This is a genomic window from Carboxylicivirga marina (assembly GCF_016612505.1).
In the GTDB taxonomy this organism is placed as follows: domain Bacteria; phylum Bacteroidota; class Bacteroidia; order Bacteroidales; family Marinilabiliaceae; genus Carboxylicivirga; species Carboxylicivirga marina.
This window is the reverse complement of sequence record NZ_JAENRR010000002.1, coordinates 66,900-84,839: the sequence shown is the minus strand read 5'-3', so window position 1 is coordinate 84,839 and position 17,940 is coordinate 66,900. Positions and strand designations below refer to the sequence as shown.

At 38.6% G+C, this 17,940-nt stretch carries 14 protein-coding genes; 6 read left to right on the top strand and 8 right to left on the bottom strand.

The annotated features are described in order from the left end of the window. Nucleotides 1-103 precede the first annotated feature (103 nt). From JIV24_RS01340 to JIV24_RS01320, 5 genes are all read left to right on the top strand, one after another. Nucleotides 104-3,325 (top strand): VPS10 domain-containing protein, encoded by a 3,222-nt coding sequence (locus JIV24_RS01340; protein ID WP_200463197.1) that lies wholly within the window; start codon nucleotides 104-106, stop codon nucleotides 3,323-3,325. A gap of 266 nt (nucleotides 3,326-3,591) precedes the next feature. Further along, on the top strand, nucleotides 3,592-4,125 hold the full coding sequence (locus tag JIV24_RS01335; protein WP_200463196.1) for a hypothetical protein: 534 nt from the start codon (nucleotides 3,592-3,594) through the stop codon (nucleotides 4,123-4,125). Between the two features lie 74 nt (nucleotides 4,126-4,199). Then, nucleotides 4,200-4,655 carry a DUF5713 family protein gene (locus tag JIV24_RS01330; RefSeq protein WP_200463195.1) on the top strand — a complete coding sequence of 152 codons (456 nt, stop codon included), beginning with the start codon at nucleotides 4,200-4,202 and terminating at the stop codon, nucleotides 4,653-4,655. Nucleotides 4,656-4,726: 71 nt separating this feature from the next. After that, nucleotides 4,727-5,014 carry a hypothetical protein gene (locus JIV24_RS01325; RefSeq protein ID WP_200463194.1) on the top strand — a complete coding sequence of 96 codons (288 nt, stop codon included), beginning with the start codon at nucleotides 4,727-4,729 and terminating at the stop codon, nucleotides 5,012-5,014. An 80-nt stretch (nucleotides 5,015-5,094) separates the two neighbouring features. Beyond that, a complete protein-coding gene (locus JIV24_RS01320; RefSeq protein ID WP_200463193.1) occupies nucleotides 5,095-5,568 on the top strand; it encodes a hypothetical protein in 474 nt (157 codons plus the stop codon). 23 nt (nucleotides 5,569-5,591) lie between these two features. Here the strand turns inward: JIV24_RS01320 and JIV24_RS01315 are convergent, their stop codons facing one another. Both JIV24_RS01315 and JIV24_RS01310 read right to left on the bottom strand, forming a co-directional pair. Further along, nucleotides 5,592-6,398 carry a hypothetical protein gene (locus tag JIV24_RS01315; protein WP_200463192.1) on the bottom strand — a complete coding sequence of 269 codons (807 nt, stop codon included), beginning with the start codon at nucleotides 6,396-6,398 and terminating at the stop codon, nucleotides 5,592-5,594. A 16-nt stretch (nucleotides 6,399-6,414) separates the two neighbouring features. After that, nucleotides 6,415-6,840 (bottom strand): SRPBCC family protein, encoded by a 426-nt coding sequence (locus tag JIV24_RS01310; protein ID WP_200463191.1) that lies wholly within the window; start codon nucleotides 6,838-6,840, stop codon nucleotides 6,415-6,417. A gap of 128 nt (nucleotides 6,841-6,968) precedes the next feature. Between JIV24_RS01310 and JIV24_RS01305 the strand changes: the two genes are divergently transcribed. Continuing rightward, nucleotides 6,969-8,783: an AMP-dependent synthetase/ligase gene (locus JIV24_RS01305; RefSeq protein WP_200463190.1), complete on the top strand. Its 1,815-nt coding sequence runs from the start codon at nucleotides 6,969-6,971 to the stop codon at nucleotides 8,781-8,783. Nucleotides 8,784-8,838: 55 nt separating this feature from the next. Here the strand turns inward: JIV24_RS01305 and JIV24_RS01300 are convergent, their stop codons facing one another. The 6 genes from JIV24_RS01300 to JIV24_RS01275 form a co-directional block, all read right to left on the bottom strand. Next, on the bottom strand, nucleotides 8,839-10,380 hold the full coding sequence (locus JIV24_RS01300; protein WP_200463189.1) for an ArnT family glycosyltransferase: 1,542 nt from the start codon (nucleotides 10,378-10,380) through the stop codon (nucleotides 8,839-8,841). A 60-nt stretch (nucleotides 10,381-10,440) separates the two neighbouring features. Continuing rightward, entirely contained in the window at nucleotides 10,441-10,926 is a 486-nt protein-coding gene (locus JIV24_RS01295) for an arsinothricin resistance N-acetyltransferase ArsN1 family B (protein ID WP_200463188.1), read from the bottom strand. A gap of 170 nt (nucleotides 10,927-11,096) precedes the next feature. Then, nucleotides 11,097-12,932 carry a glutamine--fructose-6-phosphate transaminase (isomerizing) gene (gene glmS, locus JIV24_RS01290; protein ID WP_200463187.1) on the bottom strand — a complete coding sequence of 612 codons (1,836 nt, stop codon included), beginning with the start codon at nucleotides 12,930-12,932 and terminating at the stop codon, nucleotides 11,097-11,099. 177 nt (nucleotides 12,933-13,109) lie between these two features. Then, on the bottom strand, nucleotides 13,110-13,916 hold the full coding sequence (gene nagB, locus JIV24_RS01285; protein ID WP_200463186.1) for a glucosamine-6-phosphate deaminase: 807 nt from the start codon (nucleotides 13,914-13,916) through the stop codon (nucleotides 13,110-13,112). A 23-nt stretch (nucleotides 13,917-13,939) separates the two neighbouring features. After that, complete coding sequence (locus JIV24_RS01280) at nucleotides 13,940-15,928, bottom strand: DUF4954 family protein (RefSeq protein WP_200463185.1); 1,989 nt, start codon at nucleotides 15,926-15,928, stop codon at nucleotides 13,940-13,942. Nucleotides 15,929-16,183: 255 nt separating this feature from the next. Next, nucleotides 16,184-17,935: a DUF4270 family protein gene (locus JIV24_RS01275; RefSeq protein ID WP_200463184.1), complete on the bottom strand. Its 1,752-nt coding sequence runs from the start codon at nucleotides 17,933-17,935 to the stop codon at nucleotides 16,184-16,186. Between the last annotated feature and the right edge of the window lie 5 nt (nucleotides 17,936-17,940).

The following is a 17,940-nucleotide window of genomic DNA, read 5'->3' as shown; positions in this document are numbered from 1 at the left end:
TCAGGAGGTATGAAATAAAAACGCCCTACAAAACGCTATTATCGCACAGTGCCATATAGCGAGACCATACTAGCTCAATAGATAATAACCTAAATACAAACACATGCCACAAACAAGAAACAAAGGATGGATGCTTGCAAGTGCTTTATGCATAGCCCTTATGGCTTTTAGCTTGCCATCCAATGCGCAGAAAAACAAAAAAAAATCTTCTTCAAAGTCAGAGCCCTTTGCCCTCACAAGTGAAATGCTCAACATGTACCAATTCAGGAACATTGGTCCGGCCGCTTATTCGGGACGCATCTCCGACTTTGCCGTTAATCCCGAGAATACTTCTGAGTATTATGTTGCTGTTGCATCTGGTGGTTTGTGGAAAACCACTAATCATGGTACCACCTTTGAGCCCATCTTTGACGATCAGCCGGTTTTTTCTATTGGTTGCTTAGCCATGGACCCTAACAACGCCAATGTGGTTTGGGTAGGAACAGGCGAAAACAACACGCAACGTAATCTGGCCTATGGCGATGGTGTATACAAGACAACTGATGGCGGTAAGTCTTTTACCAACATGGGTTTAAAAACCAGTTCTCAAATTGGAAAAATAATGATCGATCCACGAAACAGTAATGTGGTTTATGTGGCATCGCAAGGACAAGCCTGGGGTCCGGGTGGAGAACGCGGATTATACAAAACGACTGATGGTGGTCAATCGTGGGAACGCATTCTCGAAATAGGCGAATATACCGGTATATCAGATTTGGAGATGGATCCAAGAAATCCGGATATCCTATATGCGGCCTCTCATCAGCGCGAACGTCGTGTATGGTCAAAAATCAATGGTGGTCCTGAGTCGGCCATTTATAAATCGGTGGATGCCGGAGCAAGCTGGACCAAACTGAAGAAAGGCCTACCTGGTGGTGATGTGGGTCGAATTGGCCTTGCCCTATCCCCTGCCAATCCTGATATTATTTATGCTGTTATTGAGCTACCGGGTAACAAAGGCGGTGTTTATCGCTCAAATGATATGGGCGAAAGCTGGGAAAAGAGAAGTGACAAAGTATCGGGCAGTCCACAATATTATAACGAACTATATGCTGCTCCCTACGATCCGGATTTGATTATATTAATGGATACACGCGCGGCCCGATCGGTAGATGGTGGTCAAACATGGGAAAGCATCGAAGGCAAAAATAAGCATGTTGACAATCATGCCATATGGATGAACCCTGAAGATCCGGATCATTACATCATGGGTTGCGATGGCGGAATCTATGAGACCTACGATGCCGCAAAGACCTGGCAATTTGCCAGTAACCTGCCCATCACACAATACTACCACGTTAGAACTGATAACGAATATCCGTTCTACAATGTCTATGGTGGTGCCCAGGATAACGGTTCGTGGTTTGGACCTTCACAAACACATCGCCAAAATATTGTAAATGCCGATTGGACCTATGCCATTGGTGGCGATGGCTACCTGTCGATACCTGATCCTAAAAATCCTGACATTCACTACTGTGAATCGCAGTATTGCGGCATCAGACGATACGACCGAACAACCGGGAACAGTATTTCCATTCAACCACAACCAACCATAGATGAAGAGTATCGCTGGAACTGGAATACGCCATACCTTTTGAGTCATTTCGATAATAAGACCCTGTATATTGGTGGCAACTATGTGTTAAAAAGCACGGATATGGGTGGTACATGGGAAAAGATATCGGCTGATTTAACCAGACAGATTGACCAGAACAGCTTGCCAATGATGGGCAAGATATGGCCTCCTGAAGCGGTAGCGAAGAACATGTCGACATCGAAGTTTGGGAATATTTTTGCCCTGACAGAATCCCCCTTAAAACAGGGCATGCTTTATGCCGGAACCGATGATGGCTTAATCTGGCTAACTGAAGATGATGGTGCCAACTGGACGAAGTATGATACCTTTACCGGAGTGCCTGACATGACCTTTGTGAATTATATCACTCCATCGATGCATAACGAAAATGTGGTGTATGTTTGTTTCGACGGACGTAAGAACAGCAGTGATTTCACACCTTACCTCATCAAAAGTACCGACAAAGGTAAAACCTGGACGTCAATCGCATCTAATCTGCCTTCAGGAACGGTTTATTGTATTCAGGAAGATCATGTGAACCCTGATTTATTGTTTATTGGCACCGAATGGGGCGTTTGGACCAGTATTGATGGTGGTGAAAAATGGGTGCAAATCAAAAACGGCTTGCCAACTATACAGGTCAAAGAATTAACCATTCAAAAACGAGAAAATGATTTGGTGGTTGCTACTTTTGGCCGTGGTTTTTATGTCTTAGATAATTATTCGGCCTTGCGTACTTTAAGCGAGGAAATCAGCGAAAAGCAAGCACATCTGTTTGAAGTCAATGATGCGCTGCTGTATTTTCCTTCCAGCAACCTAAGATACCAGGGTGAAGTACATTTCAGAACGCCCAATCCGGAGCCTGCAGTTAAGTTTGATTATTATATTAAAACAGGCTACAAAAGCTTAAAGGAGAAACGCAAAGAGGCTCAAAAAGCAGCCGAAAAGTCTGGTGGCACCTTTAAATATGCCTCTGATGATGAGTTATTGGCCGAATCACAGGAAGAAAAACCAAAGCTGATTTTCACCATTTATGATGCCAATGACAACATCATGCGAAAACTCAGCACCAATCTGAAGAAAGGTTATAATAGCTTATCATGGGATTTAGCCTACCTGACTACACGAGGACCAAAAGTCCCACCGGGAGAATACAAAGTGGCTATTGACAAAAACGTGGCCGGAACATTTACTAGGTTAGTTGGCAAACAAGCATTTAATGTTGTTTCTATTCCTAATGCATTGGGCAAGGCTAATTACGCTGCTAATTTTGAATTCTTAAAAGATGTAAGCGATTTAAATGCCCGGGTAACTGCAGCAAGAGCTAAGATTAAGGAGATGAATACTCGCCTGGAGAATCTTAAAACCATTCTGGCAAAAACGCCTGTTGAAGCCAATGTATTGGTCAGCAAAGTGGATGAGGTACAAAAAGAAATCGATGCAGTATCCAAAGTGATTATAGGAGGTTTCGGAGCTAAAAATACCGTGAGCAGCAGAGTACGTTTCGCGATGTACGCCACTTCGTACGCACAGGTTGATGCAACAGGAGCTCAGAAAGAACAGTATGCGATGGCACTTAAAGCCTATCAGGAAAAAGAAGATGTTTTAGATGCATTGTTTAAAACAAAGCTACCAGCCTTAGAAAACGAAGTTGAAGAAGCTGGTGGTGTTTTATACAATACTCCTTCTACCAGTCGATGGTGGTAAAGGCAAATGAGATTTTATTTTAATATGAAGAGGCTGTTTTTATGACAGCCTCTTTTTGAACAATCGACTTAAATATCAGCGAATAAGCCCTTGACTTGCGGAGCTTATCATTACGTCGATTACAAAACATATTTAAAGCAATTTATCTGAAGGGGCAGACGTCACTTGCTACATAAATAATGAAGAGATTTTTATCAGCCACCACTACTTTACTCACGCCAAGATGTATTTGTTTTTAGTAGCTTTATGTTTACAACAAAAGACAAATGACAGACTTACTTAAAAAACTAAAACTACTTGCTTTTTTAAAAACAGAACTTGAGATTAGCAAACATGACTTTATTAGCAGACTTAGAACAACTGTTGACGAAGGCGAAACAGGCATGTTCGCAGAAGCCTTTGATGCCTTTTCATCAAGTAAAAATGAATATAAAGGACATGTTGGATTTGATGGCTTTAAAATTAAGCGACGCCGACGTTTCTTTGATATGAATATGAATCTGGCCATTGCTAAAGGAAGCTATATACAACACGGCGACAAACTGTTAATAGATACAGAAATTAATGGTTTTAGAGGTATGATGATTCCCTTCTATATCGGTTTAATTATCGTCTATGCAATTATTTTTATTGCCTTTTTAAGCGTTGATAATATTGAAGGCAATATGGATTATATGGCAATCCCATTTATAATCATTCACGCTGTATTTATGGGTGGTATACCATATTTAATGATGCGTAGAAGTGTAAGTCGGATGAAACATGAATTAGAGCGTGAATTTTTCTTTCTGACTAAATAAGAGGAATATCAAGCACCTTATTCTGTCCAAAGAATTATTAAACCGCATAAAATCAAGAAACTTTAACGCACCTCATGCAAAACCTTATTTTTATAACTACAGCTGTTTTATTACTGATAACTACTTTCTTTCTCATTCGTTCGTACTACCGAAATAATCTACTTTCAACCGTGGAAAGTGTCTCTATCATAGATATTCATAACGAACAAATCAGAGATTACGCCTTTTTAGCTGATATGCGAAGCGACTCATACTTTCCTTCATTTCTGGTGGATAAATGCGAAAGTATCCTCATTGAACTGTGTATTAACATTGAACAACGCCAACCCCAAAATTTAAAGGAATTGTATAAATTAACACATACTGCAACACGGAAAATGAACGCATTAGAAAGCGAGTTCTTTGAAAATGATAGTGAAATTGAGACAGCTGCTCGCGAATCTATTGGTAAGGAATTCGAATTTATTGCCAAAGCTTACACTTTTAATAATGCAAATATTGAACGATTAATTGCCCCAAGAAACTGGTGATAATAAAGCTTAGCCGTTTTATTATTTTGAAAGATGAAAATTAGCAATTTGTTTAACAAAAACCGAAAATAATGACTGGCGGATTAGGCTTTGTTAAAGACGGTACCAACAATCAAAAAAGCAATCGCCGAATGGTGAAGGATTTACATGACAAACATTTTAAGTCGTCATCACCCAAAAGTGATTTCTCCAGGAAATTTAGAGAACGCAATAAGGCTGATGCCGTGACCTTAGAAGCCATTAAGAAGAGAACAATATCAGAAAGACGAAAGAGCTTAATAAAGAGTCTTGTATTGATGGTCGTAGCTGTAACAATTGTTGTAGTAATTTACTTCCTGCCAAAACTACTCGACATATAAATAACAAGTAAACATACGTAGCCTCACTCTTGCTCCTGACTTTATAGATATATAAATACACAACTAAAGAACTATATTGAATGAATAAATTAAAACATGGCCTAGATCGTATTCCAGTTGACATTAAAGCTTCACTGCTGCTGGCATCTGTCATATTTATTTTCTGGATCATTATGGAATATGCCAATGATAGAGCAACATACGAATACCTTTTGCAGTTTACTGGGTGGAATCCAGGTTCACATTATAGTTCAATGGTATTTTTTATACCTTTATTCGGAGTTAATATTATTCTAGATGACAACAATGCCAATCGATATATTTTAATAATCAGAGGATATCTAATAATCATGTTATCATTGCGTATTAATTATGGAATCCAAGACGGGATGCTATTTACTCCCGAGTTATTAACTACAGATAACCCATACCTAAGAACCAGTCCGTATCGCCCAATTTATACAATACTATTACCATCAATTTGGCTGATATTAGTTGGCTTTAAAACTTTTATGGATTATCTACGCAATAGGAAACAATTACTAGCCAGGTAGGCTGAAATGGATCTTTCAGGGTATCATTTCACCTGCACATGAATATGGTCGTCGTGCCTAACTGAATGACAGCCATGGAATCGGATTTTCTTGTTTTTTAATCGTAAGCGTTCTTTTAGGTGAGGTTCTAAAAACACCTTTTCAACGGCCTCATTTTGTGTGAGTACATCCATTAATGCTTTATTGCCTTTTTCCGAAAATCGAAGTTCACTATTAATACTTCCGAGCGTAAGGTATTTAGGCATATCGTAATAAGAGAATCCGGCTGTTTGGCAGGCCTTATTTTGATTTACCTCTCCATTGCGCGGGCCTTCAAACACGCCATAGCCACTCACCGATTTGGATGAATTAACAATTTCTCCATGCCTGTTTTCATACACCAGACTTAAGTCAAGTTTTTTACCATCAAAATGGCTTAAGTGAGGTAACAATGGGAAACCATCAATCAGTGGAAAACAAGCATCGAGGTAACGTATAACTATCTGACTATCTTGTTGCCTTAATGATTCTGTCACCTCCTTCAGGTAGTCATTCACCTCCGCTCGTACATAGTTACGATTCATCAACACAGTCATGTAATTAGCTGGTTGCAAATTATCGTAATGTACAATGCGCTCACGATTAAAAAGTTTAGCCAGCATAGGGGTTGTTACAAATGTTCCCAGACAATAAATAATAACAAAAGCGGCTACCCCTTTTAACGGAAAGTTGTATTTGATACGACCACAAAACACAAAAGACATCAGATACACCACCCCACCAATTTGTGTTAGCAAGGTGAGTAAGATAAACACACTAACGTGCACCAATATCTTTGCTCTTCGTTTCATTAACTGCTGCGTTATGCTACGCAATATAGCTTTTTAATCGTTCTTTTATAAAATATCGCCATCCGTTTTCACAATTCTCGCGGGTAAACTCCGGCACTTTTGGCCGAAACGTTTCCAATCCTTCATTGGTCAGTATCAACCTCGTACGACCAGCCATCTCGTTCAATTCAAACGTGACATAGCCAACACCATCGAAACCGTCATAGGTCCATTGGTATTTAATCAATTCCTCTTCTTTGACGTCAACTATCTTCCAAACATGCATAAATTTTCGTTCGCCGGCATCCACCATAAAGCTCGTTTCAAAACCTAGCTCAGCTTTAAATGCCGGAATATTGTCAAAAAACCATTGGCGCATCTCCTCAACTTTGGTAATGGCCTGCCATAATTTCTTTGTTGAACAATTAAATTCCTCCTGACAAATGATTACATCTTCTTCCATCTTACATTTTCTTGCAAAATACAGGTTTATACCTAAACACCAAAGCGTTATACCTTTTCGTGTCGACTTTCAAAAAAATTATATCTTTGTCGGTTGAGTTTGAGTGGAAAATCCAATAAATCAGTTTTATGGAGATTAAAAGGACCTTTGATTTGCTTGCTAATCTCAAGCATAATATCAACAAAGACGATATGCTATGCGCCAAGCGCAATGGTGAATGGGTTAAGTTTAGTGTTAAAGAATACAGTGAGCAGGCAAGGCTATTTAGTTATGGTTTGCTGGCCAAAGGCTTTCAAAAAGGTGACAAAATTGTAACCGTTTCTAACAATCGTCCTGAATGGAACTTTGTGGATATGGGCATGTCAATGATTGGCGTGGTTCATGTGCCGGTTTACCCAACGATATCCGACGAAGAATATAAGTACATACTGGAGCATAGCGATGCCAAAATGCTTATTGTTTCAGATGTCATACTTTATAAGCGACTAAAAGAAGTATCTAAAGAGATTGAATGCATTAAAGAAATATACACCTTTAATGACATTAAAGACGCAACAAATTGGAGTGAAATAACCCAGCTAGGCGAACAGGAACGTATAAAATGGAAAGATGAGTTTAAAGTGATTCGCAACTCTATTTCTGACGAAGATTTGGTTTCGATCATTTATACTTCGGGAACAACTGGCAACCCTAAGGGAGTGATGCTAAGTCACAAAAACTTCATGAGCAATATGAAGGATGCCATTCCTCGTTACCCCTTAAGTCCAAAAGACAACATTTTGAGTTTTCTGCCTTTGTGCCATGTGTACGAGCGCATGATTAACTACCTTTTTCAGGCTAACGGCTGTAGCATCTATTATGCCGAAAACCTGGCAACTATCGCTCAAAACCTGGTGGAGATAAAAGCCACTGCCTTTGTAACAGTACCTCGCGTTATTGAGCGTATATACGACAAACTGGTTTCTAAAGGGAATGATTTATCGGGCATTAAGAAAACCTTATTCTTTTGGGCCATGAAACTGGGCGAGCGCTACCGAACAAATGGCAAGAATTATCCACTATATGCTGCCAAACTTAAAATAGCACGTAAGCTTATCTTCTCAAAATGGCAAAAGGCTTTTGGAGGCAACCTGCGCTTTGTGGTTAGTGGCGGAGCTGCCCTTCAGCCTCGTTTAAGCCGCTTATTTTTTGCTGCCGACATTCCATTGATGGAAGGTTATGGCTTAACCGAAACAGCGCCTGTATTGGCATCAAATTACATCCATGAACCGGGCAATTTAATGATTGGCACAGTTGGCACTGTGTTCAACAGCGTTGAAATACGAATTGACGAAGATGGGGAGATATTAGCCAAAGGGCCTAATGTGATGATGGGCTATTACAAAGACGAGAAAACAACTGCCGAAGTAATCGACAAAGATGGCTGGTTTCATACTGGTGATATTGGTACTCTCATTAAAGGAAAATACCTGAAAATTACGGACCGTAAAAAAGAGATGTTTAAGCTCTCAAGTGGCAAATACATTGCACCACAAGCCATTGAAAACCTATTGAAAGAGTCTGACTTTATTGAGCAGGCTATTATCGTTGGTGAAAGCGAGAAATTTGCCGGAGCACTATTGGCTCCAAACTTTGAGTATCTGCATATGTGGGCACACGACAACAAAGTTCATTTCCGCGATAATCAGGAGCTGATCAATAACGAGAAAGTGTTTGCCATCTATCGTAAAGAAGTGATGCGCTTTAATAAACTAATTGGTAAGCATGAAGAAATTAAACGTTTTCGTATGGTTCATGAAGCCTGGACTTCGGCCAGCGGTGAGTTATCGCCAACATTAAAACTACGACGTCGTATTATTTATCGCAAATACGCCGACATCCTACGTGAGATGTATGCTTATGCAGAAAACGAAGAAAACAAAGGTTCGATTAAGTTTAACTAATTCGAATTCCAGCATAAAACAAAAAGGCTTTAGAAATAATTCTAGGGCCTTTATTTTACTTAACAATTCCATCAAACCCCCAAATACTTACAAGACCATTTGATGTAAGTAAGTTTACTTTCTCATTGAATTCAGGATATGAGTTTAATACACCTTCAAAGTAGGCATTATGGGTTACTATAAAATCGTAATCTTTCTTTAGCTCTTCCTCTATTTGTTCATTAAATTTCCATGCTACCCTATATGCAGGTCTTCTCCATCCCATCATTGGAGAATTCCAACCAGCCCCCGAAATTATAAGAACCTTTGCATCATGTGAAACTACATTATCCAGAAACTCTGAGCTGTTAGAAAAATCCTTAATTACCAAATCAACTCCACTGACCTCTTGTTTATCACTATATTTTCTAACCTGATGTTCTAATGCAACAGAAAAGGTCCCAACAATGAATAAAGAAACCAATAGCATTACAACAGTTTTATTGTATTTACTAAAATCTATCGTATAAACACAATATAGCAAGCCTATTGTCAAAGGAGGCAACCAGGTATCAAGAGAATAATAATCGTGAGCTGATAGATGCCAAGACATTAGCAGAGTAAACATTACTGTGCCTATTACAGAGAAAAACAACCAGCTTTCCCAATCCCCTCCTCCTTTTGCCTTTTGCCTGTTTGCCAAAACAATAACGACAATCAATCCAAATAAGTGCGTAAACGGTAGAAATCCTCTTAAATATCCTTTACCAATCCGAAACAAATGTATCAGTAGTGCAGAAAACGATTCTGCTGGCAATGGACTACCTTGAAAAACGGAACCATATTTAAAGGTTAATATTTTATTATAAATGAAGTAGGCTCCAATGATAAGCAAACCAATAGTGACAGGAATTAATCGCTTTTCAAACTGACGCTTTCTATAGCTTGCCCAACTCAATGAACTAAAAACAGCAAGCAAAGTAATGACCTGAGTAAATCGCAACAAAGCAGCAAGTGTTAAAAACACAACACCCCAATAAAAATATTTATTTGTTCGATAATGCCAATACTTAAAAAATAAAGCGATACCAATTACCTGAATATTAAAGGCCGCTGCAGAAACATGGAATCCATTTTGATAATAGCTATAGATTGGCTGGAAAATGATAAACGAAACTACAAATAAAGCTATCCAAAGCCCTTTTATTTTATATAGAATCCTGTACAAAGTCAACAATCCTAAAAAGCTTATCAATAATGAAACTATCCTGAAAACCCAAGGCTTCGTAGTACCAAGTACATTCATTGAAACAGCAACAATATAATGCAATATTGGAAAGTCAACTGCAGTGATACCCTTAGCTTCATTCAATTCTTCATGTGCGGGAAACTGTAGACTTAAGGCAAAAGTTTGAGGATGAAAAAAATCAAAATTATTATCGATAAACCCTAATGCAAGCGCATAATGATCACTTTGAGCCCAAGCGTGAATTCGTGTTGGCATTTTGTTAAAACTCAAATAATGCAAAAACCCAATACTGATAACAAAAAACAAAATAAAAACAATTATTGGATTAGCCTTTTCAATTTGTCTGACCATAGGAAAATTGTTGTTCATTAATTCTGGTTATTAAAACGGATGGTTATATTGGATATTATGAAGTGCCATGTTTTTCAATTACAAAATTACGAGCTCCCAATATCCGACATCAATCCACTTATCGAACTTTCGTCCAACCTCTTTGAACTGACCTATCTTTTCAAATCCAAATTTCTCATGCAAAGCGACGCTGGCCTCATTAGGTAACGAAATACCGCCAATTAAGGCATGCATATTCATTGATTTAAGCTCTTCAATTAATTGCGTATAGAGTTTGGTTCCAATTCCCTTTCCTTTTGCTTCAGAATGCAAATAAACCGAGGTTTCAACTGTTCTGCTATAAGCTTTTCGTCCTTTCCATTCACTGGCATAAGCGTAGCCAAGTATTTGATTGTTTTCTTCGTAAACGAGATAAGGGTACTTATCACCGATACTCGCAATACGTTGCTGCATTGTTTGCGCATCTATTGGCTCAAGCTCAAAAGTAGCGATACTATGTATGATATAATGATTATAGATGGCGACAACAGCCTCTGCATCTGTAGGATTAATCTGGCGAATCATGATGAAGGTTTATCTAGTTAAATGCAATAAAAATAAATAAAAAACATGATGATGCCCAACAAAAAAGTAAAGCCCGTATGACGTTTCAAACGGGCTTTTACTGAGAGATAAACCTTAAAATATTACAATGATTGCCACTCTTAATCGAATGGCAACGAAGTAATGCAACTTTATTCCACGGTTACTGACTTAGCCAGGTTACGTGGTTGATCCACATTACAGCCTCGCATAACTGCAATATGATACGATACAAACTGAAGTGGAATACTTGTTAACAGCGGCGCAATTGCTTCGTGGCAATCTGGCACCTCAATCACATGGTCGGCCATCTTCTTAATCACATCATCACCTTTGGTAACAATGGCTATAACCTTTCCATTACGCGCTTTCACTTCTTGTATGTTACTAACAATCTTTTCGTACGACTTATCTTTTGTTGCCAATACAAACACTGGCATATTTTCATCGATAAGTGCGATCGGCCCGTGCTTCATTTCTGCTGCCGGATAACCTTCGGCATGAATGTATGAAATTTCTTTCAACTTCAATGCACCTTCCAAAGCGACCGGAAACAAATAGCCACGCCCCAAATACAATGCATTATTGGCATCTTTATAGGTTTCAGCAATGGCTTTAATCTGTTCTTCTGACTGAAGGATGGTTCTGATCTTATCAGGCACCTGTATTAATTCGCCAATTAGTTCTTTGTAATCTACATCTTTGATGTGACCTTTAGTCTTGCCAAGCAAGAAGGCCATCATGGTTAAAACAGTTACCTGCGATGTAAATGCTTTGGTTGATGCCACACCGATTTCAACACCAGCATGCGTATAAACACCAGCATGTGTTTCGCGCGGGATGGACGAACCAGCCACATTACAAATGCCTAAAATGGTTGCTCCTTGCTCTTTGGCCATTTTTATGGCAGCCAGGGTATCAGCCGTTTCGCCACTTTGCGAAATAGCAATGATGACATCATCTTCATTGATAACCGGATTGCGGTATCGGAACTCACTGGCATATTCTACCTCAACAGGTGTACGGGCAAATTCTTCGAATAAATATTCACCAACAATACCAGCATGCCATGATGTGCCACAGGCAGCAATAATGATACGTCGGGCTTGCGAGAGTTTAGGTAAAACATCAATAATGCCACCTAAAAATATTTTAGAGTGATCTAATGAAACACGACCACGGAAGGTATCTTCAATAGAGATAGGTTGCTCATAAATCTCCTTCAGCATGAAATGCTCATAGTTGCCTTTATCAATTTCATCAATGGTTAAGTTAACCTTCTGAATCTTTGGCTTCAAGGCATCATTTTCAATGCTCTTTAGCGTTAGATTATCCTTTTCAATAACTGCCACCTCCTCATCGTTCATATAAATGACCTGATCGGTGTACTCCACTATCGGTGTTGCATCTGATGCCAGAAAATATTCCTTCTCACCTACCCCGATTACCAATGGGCTACCTTTTCGAGCAGCTATTAACTTATCTTTCTCATCGGTACAGGTAATCACCAAACCATAGGCTCCAACCACTTTAGTAAGAGCCAGTCGAACCGCCATTTCAGCGTTTACCTTTTTATTGATGTAGATATTTTCTATCAGGTTGGCCAACACTTCGGTATCCGTCTCACTTTGAAACTCATATCCACGGCTAATCAATTCCTTTTTTAAGTGCGCATAGTTTTCAATAATACCATTGTGCACCACTATAAATTTACCATTTTGTGATACATGTGGATGCGCATTGTTATCACTCGGCTCGCCATGTGTAGCCCAGCGCGTATGCCCCATACCAATCGATCCTGAGATCGATTTTCCTTTGGCATGATTCTCCAGATCCTTAACTTTCCCTTTGCACTTATAAACGTTGATTTCACTATTTATAAGGGCCAAACCAGCCGAGTCATACCCGCGATATTCCAATCGTTGTAATCCCTTTACGATAATAGGGTAAGCTGTCCTTCCTCCTACGTATGCTACAATTCCACACATATACCTTTAGATTCTAGATTAAAGACATAAGATGTAAGACCTTCTTTTCAACTTATATCTGTATCAGTATTAAAATTCTATTTTTCCTAAAGCTGTAAGACGAAAAAGAGGAACTCTATTGGGAGTCCCTCTTCAAACAAATGTGTGTTATACCGATAAAGGCTTAAATGCCTTTTGCTATTTCAATAGACTTTCAGGTGCTAAATTGTCTTTTTCAATATCCTTGAAATAATTATAAGTCCCAACCTTTAATTCGTAGGTTGCTGCCTCATCACAAACAATTACCCCTTTAGGATGCATTTGCAATGCACTAATGGTCCACATATGATTGACTCCTTCTTCTACAGCATGTTGTAAAGCTCTCGCTTTGTTATGACCATTGACAATAATCAACACTTCTTTCGAATCCAAAACTGTTCCCACGCCAACAGTTAAAGCTGTCTTAGGTACTCTGTTTGGGTCGTTATCGAAGAAACGTGAATTAGCTATAATGGTGTCATAGGTTAACGTTTTAACCCTTGTACGGGAGCTTAATGATGATGCTGGCTCATTAAATGCCAGGTGACCATCAGGGCCAATACCTCCCAAAAACAGGTCGATACCACCCAACTCCTTAATTTTATCTTCGTAACGCTGACATTCTGCTTCAGCATCCTCAGCCTGACCATTTAATAAATTGGTATTTTCAGGCTTTATATCAATATGGTTGAAAAAGTTGTCCCACATAAATGTGTAATAACTTTGCGGATGTTCGCGAGGAATCTCACGGTATTCATCCATATTAAAAGTCACCACATTCTTGAAAGATACTTTTCCTTCCTTATTCAGTCTGATTAGTTCTTTATATGTCCCCAATGGAGACGAGCCCGTTGGCAAACCAAGTATAAAAGGCTTATCTCCCTTATGCTTGTTAATCTTTTGTGCAATGTAACTTGCTGTCCATGAAGAAGCCAGTTGATAATCCGGCTCGATAATTAATCGCATAGTAATCTATTTAAGGTTTATCTCTACTTTAAGAGGATAAGCCTTTCTTTCAGTTCTTCAGCCAGTCTGCTTTTTTCCCTGATATGATTACTGATGTCCTGCACCGACGGATGTTTCTCAAATTCACCACGCACCTGTTCAAAGTCAGAAATACGAGTTTCCTCAGATCCATCAATACCAAAGCCCGTTTGATTGTTCAACGTGAACTCCTTATGAGCATCGGCATATACCATATTATCTAATTCAATTACACACTTTTTCCACTCATCTACAAAGGTCAAAATTTGATCGATTTCTGCTTTTTGGAAATCCAAATCAAATTCGTCCTTAAAAACTTTCAGGCACCATGTCCATGCATAATCAAAATAGTTGTCATGCAATGATTCATATCGTTTATTGAGCTCATCAAGATCCGATATGTTATCATTTTGCAAATCATCAAGCAGGGTCATTACCCTCTCCTTAGGAACAAGCAAACCAGCCATGTCAATCCACTCCCCAATTCCAAAATCGGAAGCTTTCGAAAGGCTATTTCTTAATTCACTTAACGATACAAAGATAACATCTTCCAGCTTCTTAATAAGTGCATTACCTAAAAATTTTATTATTCCGGTATTATATAGCTCAATACCACGCCTTAACGAGCCATTTGCTATCTTCACACTATTGTACATGTAATAGTCAGACGTTTGCCCCGAAGACTGCATTAAATCTTTCAAAACCTTTTTACCATTAATCATCTTTTGAATGGTAAATGGGCTCAATAGGTTGAAATTTATGAAATCCAACAACTTACTATCTGTCCGCTTATCACGTTTTGGCCATTTTCTGGCATCGCGAATAGTACCTACACTGCGTAAATTAACGCCCGGCGCCAGTATACTTTCGTCTTTATTTTCGATTAAATAAGAAAACGGAAGCTGTGAAGTATCCGGATTGCGATAATGACGCCCCATTACCAATGAAAAAGCCCCAATACGAGCTGGCCAAAGTAAATATGAATCACTGGTTGTTTTAGAGCCTCTTTCTACCACCCCCTGATGGATTGGCCCCAACTTATACATGTGGTTACTCTGATTGGAGCCACTCCCCGCATTCATAAACGAAAAGTAACCAGCAATCAGTAATGTTGACTTATGATGCGTAACAGTATAGGGGCCGGCAAAAATAGAACAAGCCTCACCATGAAAGCCCTGACAATTGGCAAAGAAAACAGAGTTTTCGGCCGAATAGTGTTTCCCAAGTTCACAGCCCTGCCCAATAAAACACTTCGACAGTAATGAACTATCACTCACCCTACTGCCCGAAGCTGCAATAAAATCTTCAGCAATTACACCTGGTCCAAAATAACTCGGTGCTTTATAACAACTATTAATGGAGCCATTACATAAGCGATAGATACCTTCCACTTTAGCAAAAGCACCAATATTTACATCAATAATAGTTCGGCAATTAATCAGCAGAGCACCTTCACTAATAGTACCCATCGAACTGCAAATACCTTCCCTGTAATTATCAATCAGTTTTTGCAACTTTTCGATGACCACCGGTTGATGACGGTACATAGCCATAATATAGGCGGTGTGTGCCGATAATTCGTTGTAAATAGATATTTCGCGCCCACCAGCTTCATTCAATGCCGATACCTGTACTCCATTACCAAAGCAATTTTCTTTCTCTGTAATGATAGAATCAACATTCTCAATCACCACATTTGAATGAATGTGATAGTTGGCAATATGGTTTTTTACCTGATTAATGTATGCATCTGATTCGATGATGCAATTATGGATAGTAGCATTGGAGATGCCGGCTTTTTTTTCAACTCCTCCCGGGAATGTGAAACTTCTGCTAAAATAACCAAGCTTAACGTTTCCTGAAAAAGACACATTACGTATGGCTGAAGGATTGAACGCCTCATCAACTAAAACCAGTTGCCAGTTAGAGCAGATGCAACTTCGTTGCTCTAACTCTTGTATTTCTTGTTCAGTTAATAAACGGTATTTGTTCATTCTCTCAATTAAACTCCATTATCTGAAGCGAATGTAGGCAAGAATTAATTATGATAGCAATACAGGAATGAAATAAAAGGGAATAATAACAAAAACGCAAGTGACTTGTCAATTTATAAAGGAATCGGAAATGAGGCTGTTGTCATACAAAAGACATTTAACTTACGAACAACTTGCATTTCGTTAGTAATGGAAAACAAAAATGGGATGCCAATAAAGAGACATCCCATTTTATTATTCTAATATATCATTTACCTACCTTGGTCGATACTGGTAATATTTTATAATCATCTTCATTCGCTTATCAAACGTCTCTCCGTCAATTTCAACCTCTTCATTTGTTTCTGAACCACTATAAAGAATCACCCTTTGGAAGTTAGAAGTTGTACTCTCAGGCCCAACAAAAAACTGTTTATCTTCAAGCCCAGCACCATCTTCGTTACGCATGACGTAATTAAAGTAATCAGCACGCATAATAAAACGATATAAATACTCAATATCGCCTTCATCGTTATAACGTCCAACACGCTCTCCTGTACCAATTCGATTTCCCTGACTGTCCGAATCTCCTCCAAATACCGGTGTAGTCACTTTATTTCCATTAACGACAATTGAATAAACCGGATCAGTCAACTCACCTTTATCATCAAGCCATTTAATATTTAATCTACTTGGTATTGGATAACGAGCAATACTAGCTGAATCCATGGCTACCTCCATATAAAATTCAATATTCGCCACCATATGATAATCAACTACAGACATTGGCTCAGGAGTAGCCGGATTCCCTATTGAATCAACCCAATTTAATATTTCATCAGGTAGTTCCATTTCCATATAGCTACCTGCCATACCCTGAATATACAATCGTTCCGGATCTTCATCAGTAATATCAATATTATCGGTATTTAATGCATGTTTATAGGTATTAAAACGTACATTCTCAAGGTTAATTGGGAATGAATACTGATATGTTGATGTCGTATCATTTATAACTGAATCGGAATTCATATATAAATGATCGCGTGATAAATGAATGGTTAAGTTACTGGCGATTGCAGAACTACTCAACAGATTCACTTTTGTTAGCCAACCATTGCCATTACCAATAGACACATCATCTAGGGCAACATAGATACCGTTAAATACATCTTTAAAAGTAGCAGATGATTTCAAGTCTGATTCGGTCATGTTAAAGAATCGATCTCTCACCTCATCATTTAATTTAAAACGCCAGTTCTTAATTGTTGACTTATTATCATTAAAATTATCATCGAGCCAAGCACTATCTTTCAATACTTTAATCTTATTATTATCCCATAAGTATTCTGGAGCATTCCACAAACTGTCAGGATAATCCCATAAATTAGCCCAATTTGTTGACTTTAAAGAGTCTGGCACTTCATTATTCGGATGAACGACTTGTGATGCGATAGGCGTTGTGAAATACATACCTGTCACATCATGATCGCTATAAAACACCTGATTTATAGGACCAAGAGGAGAACTTAGTTCATAGATATTTACGTTCTGTCCATGCTCCATGTCGCCATACCAATTATTAAATTGATATTGCATATTCATAACTAAACTATCAACCTTCCATTCATCATTAGGAAAGTCTGTAGTATTGGTATTATTAAACTGGTACAAGACTGTATCTTGTTCTTCATTATTAGCATCGATATATTCAATGGAAAAGGCCACTTGGTTACCAATTGAAAAATCGGTTAAAAAAGCTGCCTTCGACTGACCAAAAATCGGATCATTAAATTCACCAATAATACCATAGGTTGCGTCACTGGTTTCAACACTTGTTCGAGCAATATTTTTTGTTTCGAGCAAATGATTATCATGCACCTTGCCTTTTATCATCTCACCATCGGGCAACACTTCGCCTGTCAACCGGGCCGGCTCATCTTTACATGCAACGGTTAAAGAAAGAAGGCCAATAATAAATAATTGGCCTGCAGACATTAATATCTCTTTTAAAGAATATTTCTTCATAAGTT

Coding starts and splice junctions, on each gene's coding strand:
- JIV24_RS01330 (WP_200463195.1), top strand. CDS start 4,200: ATGCAAAACCTTATTTTTATAACTACAGCTGTTTTATTACTGATAACT.
- JIV24_RS01300 (WP_200463189.1), bottom strand. CDS start 10,380: ATGAACAACAATTTTCCTATGGTCAGACAAATTGAAAAGGCTAATCCA.
- JIV24_RS01325 (WP_200463194.1), top strand. CDS start 4,727: ATGACTGGCGGATTAGGCTTTGTTAAAGACGGTACCAACAATCAAAAA.
- JIV24_RS01335 (WP_200463196.1), top strand. CDS start 3,592: ATGACAGACTTACTTAAAAAACTAAAACTACTTGCTTTTTTAAAAACA.
- JIV24_RS01275 (WP_200463184.1), bottom strand. CDS start 17,935: ATGAAGAAATATTCTTTAAAAGAGATATTAATGTCTGCAGGCCAATTA.
- JIV24_RS01315 (WP_200463192.1), bottom strand. CDS start 6,398: ATGAAACGAAGAGCAAAGATATTGGTGCACGTTAGTGTGTTTATCTTA.
- nagB (WP_200463186.1), bottom strand. CDS start 13,916: ATGCGATTAATTATCGAGCCGGATTATCAACTGGCTTCTTCATGGACA.
- JIV24_RS01340 (WP_200463197.1), top strand. CDS start 104: ATGCCACAAACAAGAAACAAAGGATGGATGCTTGCAAGTGCTTTATGC.
- JIV24_RS01305 (WP_200463190.1), top strand. CDS start 6,969: ATGGAGATTAAAAGGACCTTTGATTTGCTTGCTAATCTCAAGCATAAT.
- glmS (WP_200463187.1), bottom strand. CDS start 12,932: ATGTGTGGAATTGTAGCATACGTAGGAGGAAGGACAGCTTACCCTATT.
- JIV24_RS01280 (WP_200463185.1), bottom strand. CDS start 15,928: ATGAACAAATACCGTTTATTAACTGAACAAGAAATACAAGAGTTAGAG.
- JIV24_RS01310 (WP_200463191.1), bottom strand. CDS start 6,840: ATGGAAGAAGATGTAATCATTTGTCAGGAGGAATTTAATTGTTCAACA.
- JIV24_RS01295 (WP_200463188.1), bottom strand. CDS start 10,926: ATGATTCGCCAGATTAATCCTACAGATGCAGAGGCTGTTGTCGCCATC.
- JIV24_RS01320 (WP_200463193.1), top strand. CDS start 5,095: ATGAATAAATTAAAACATGGCCTAGATCGTATTCCAGTTGACATTAAA.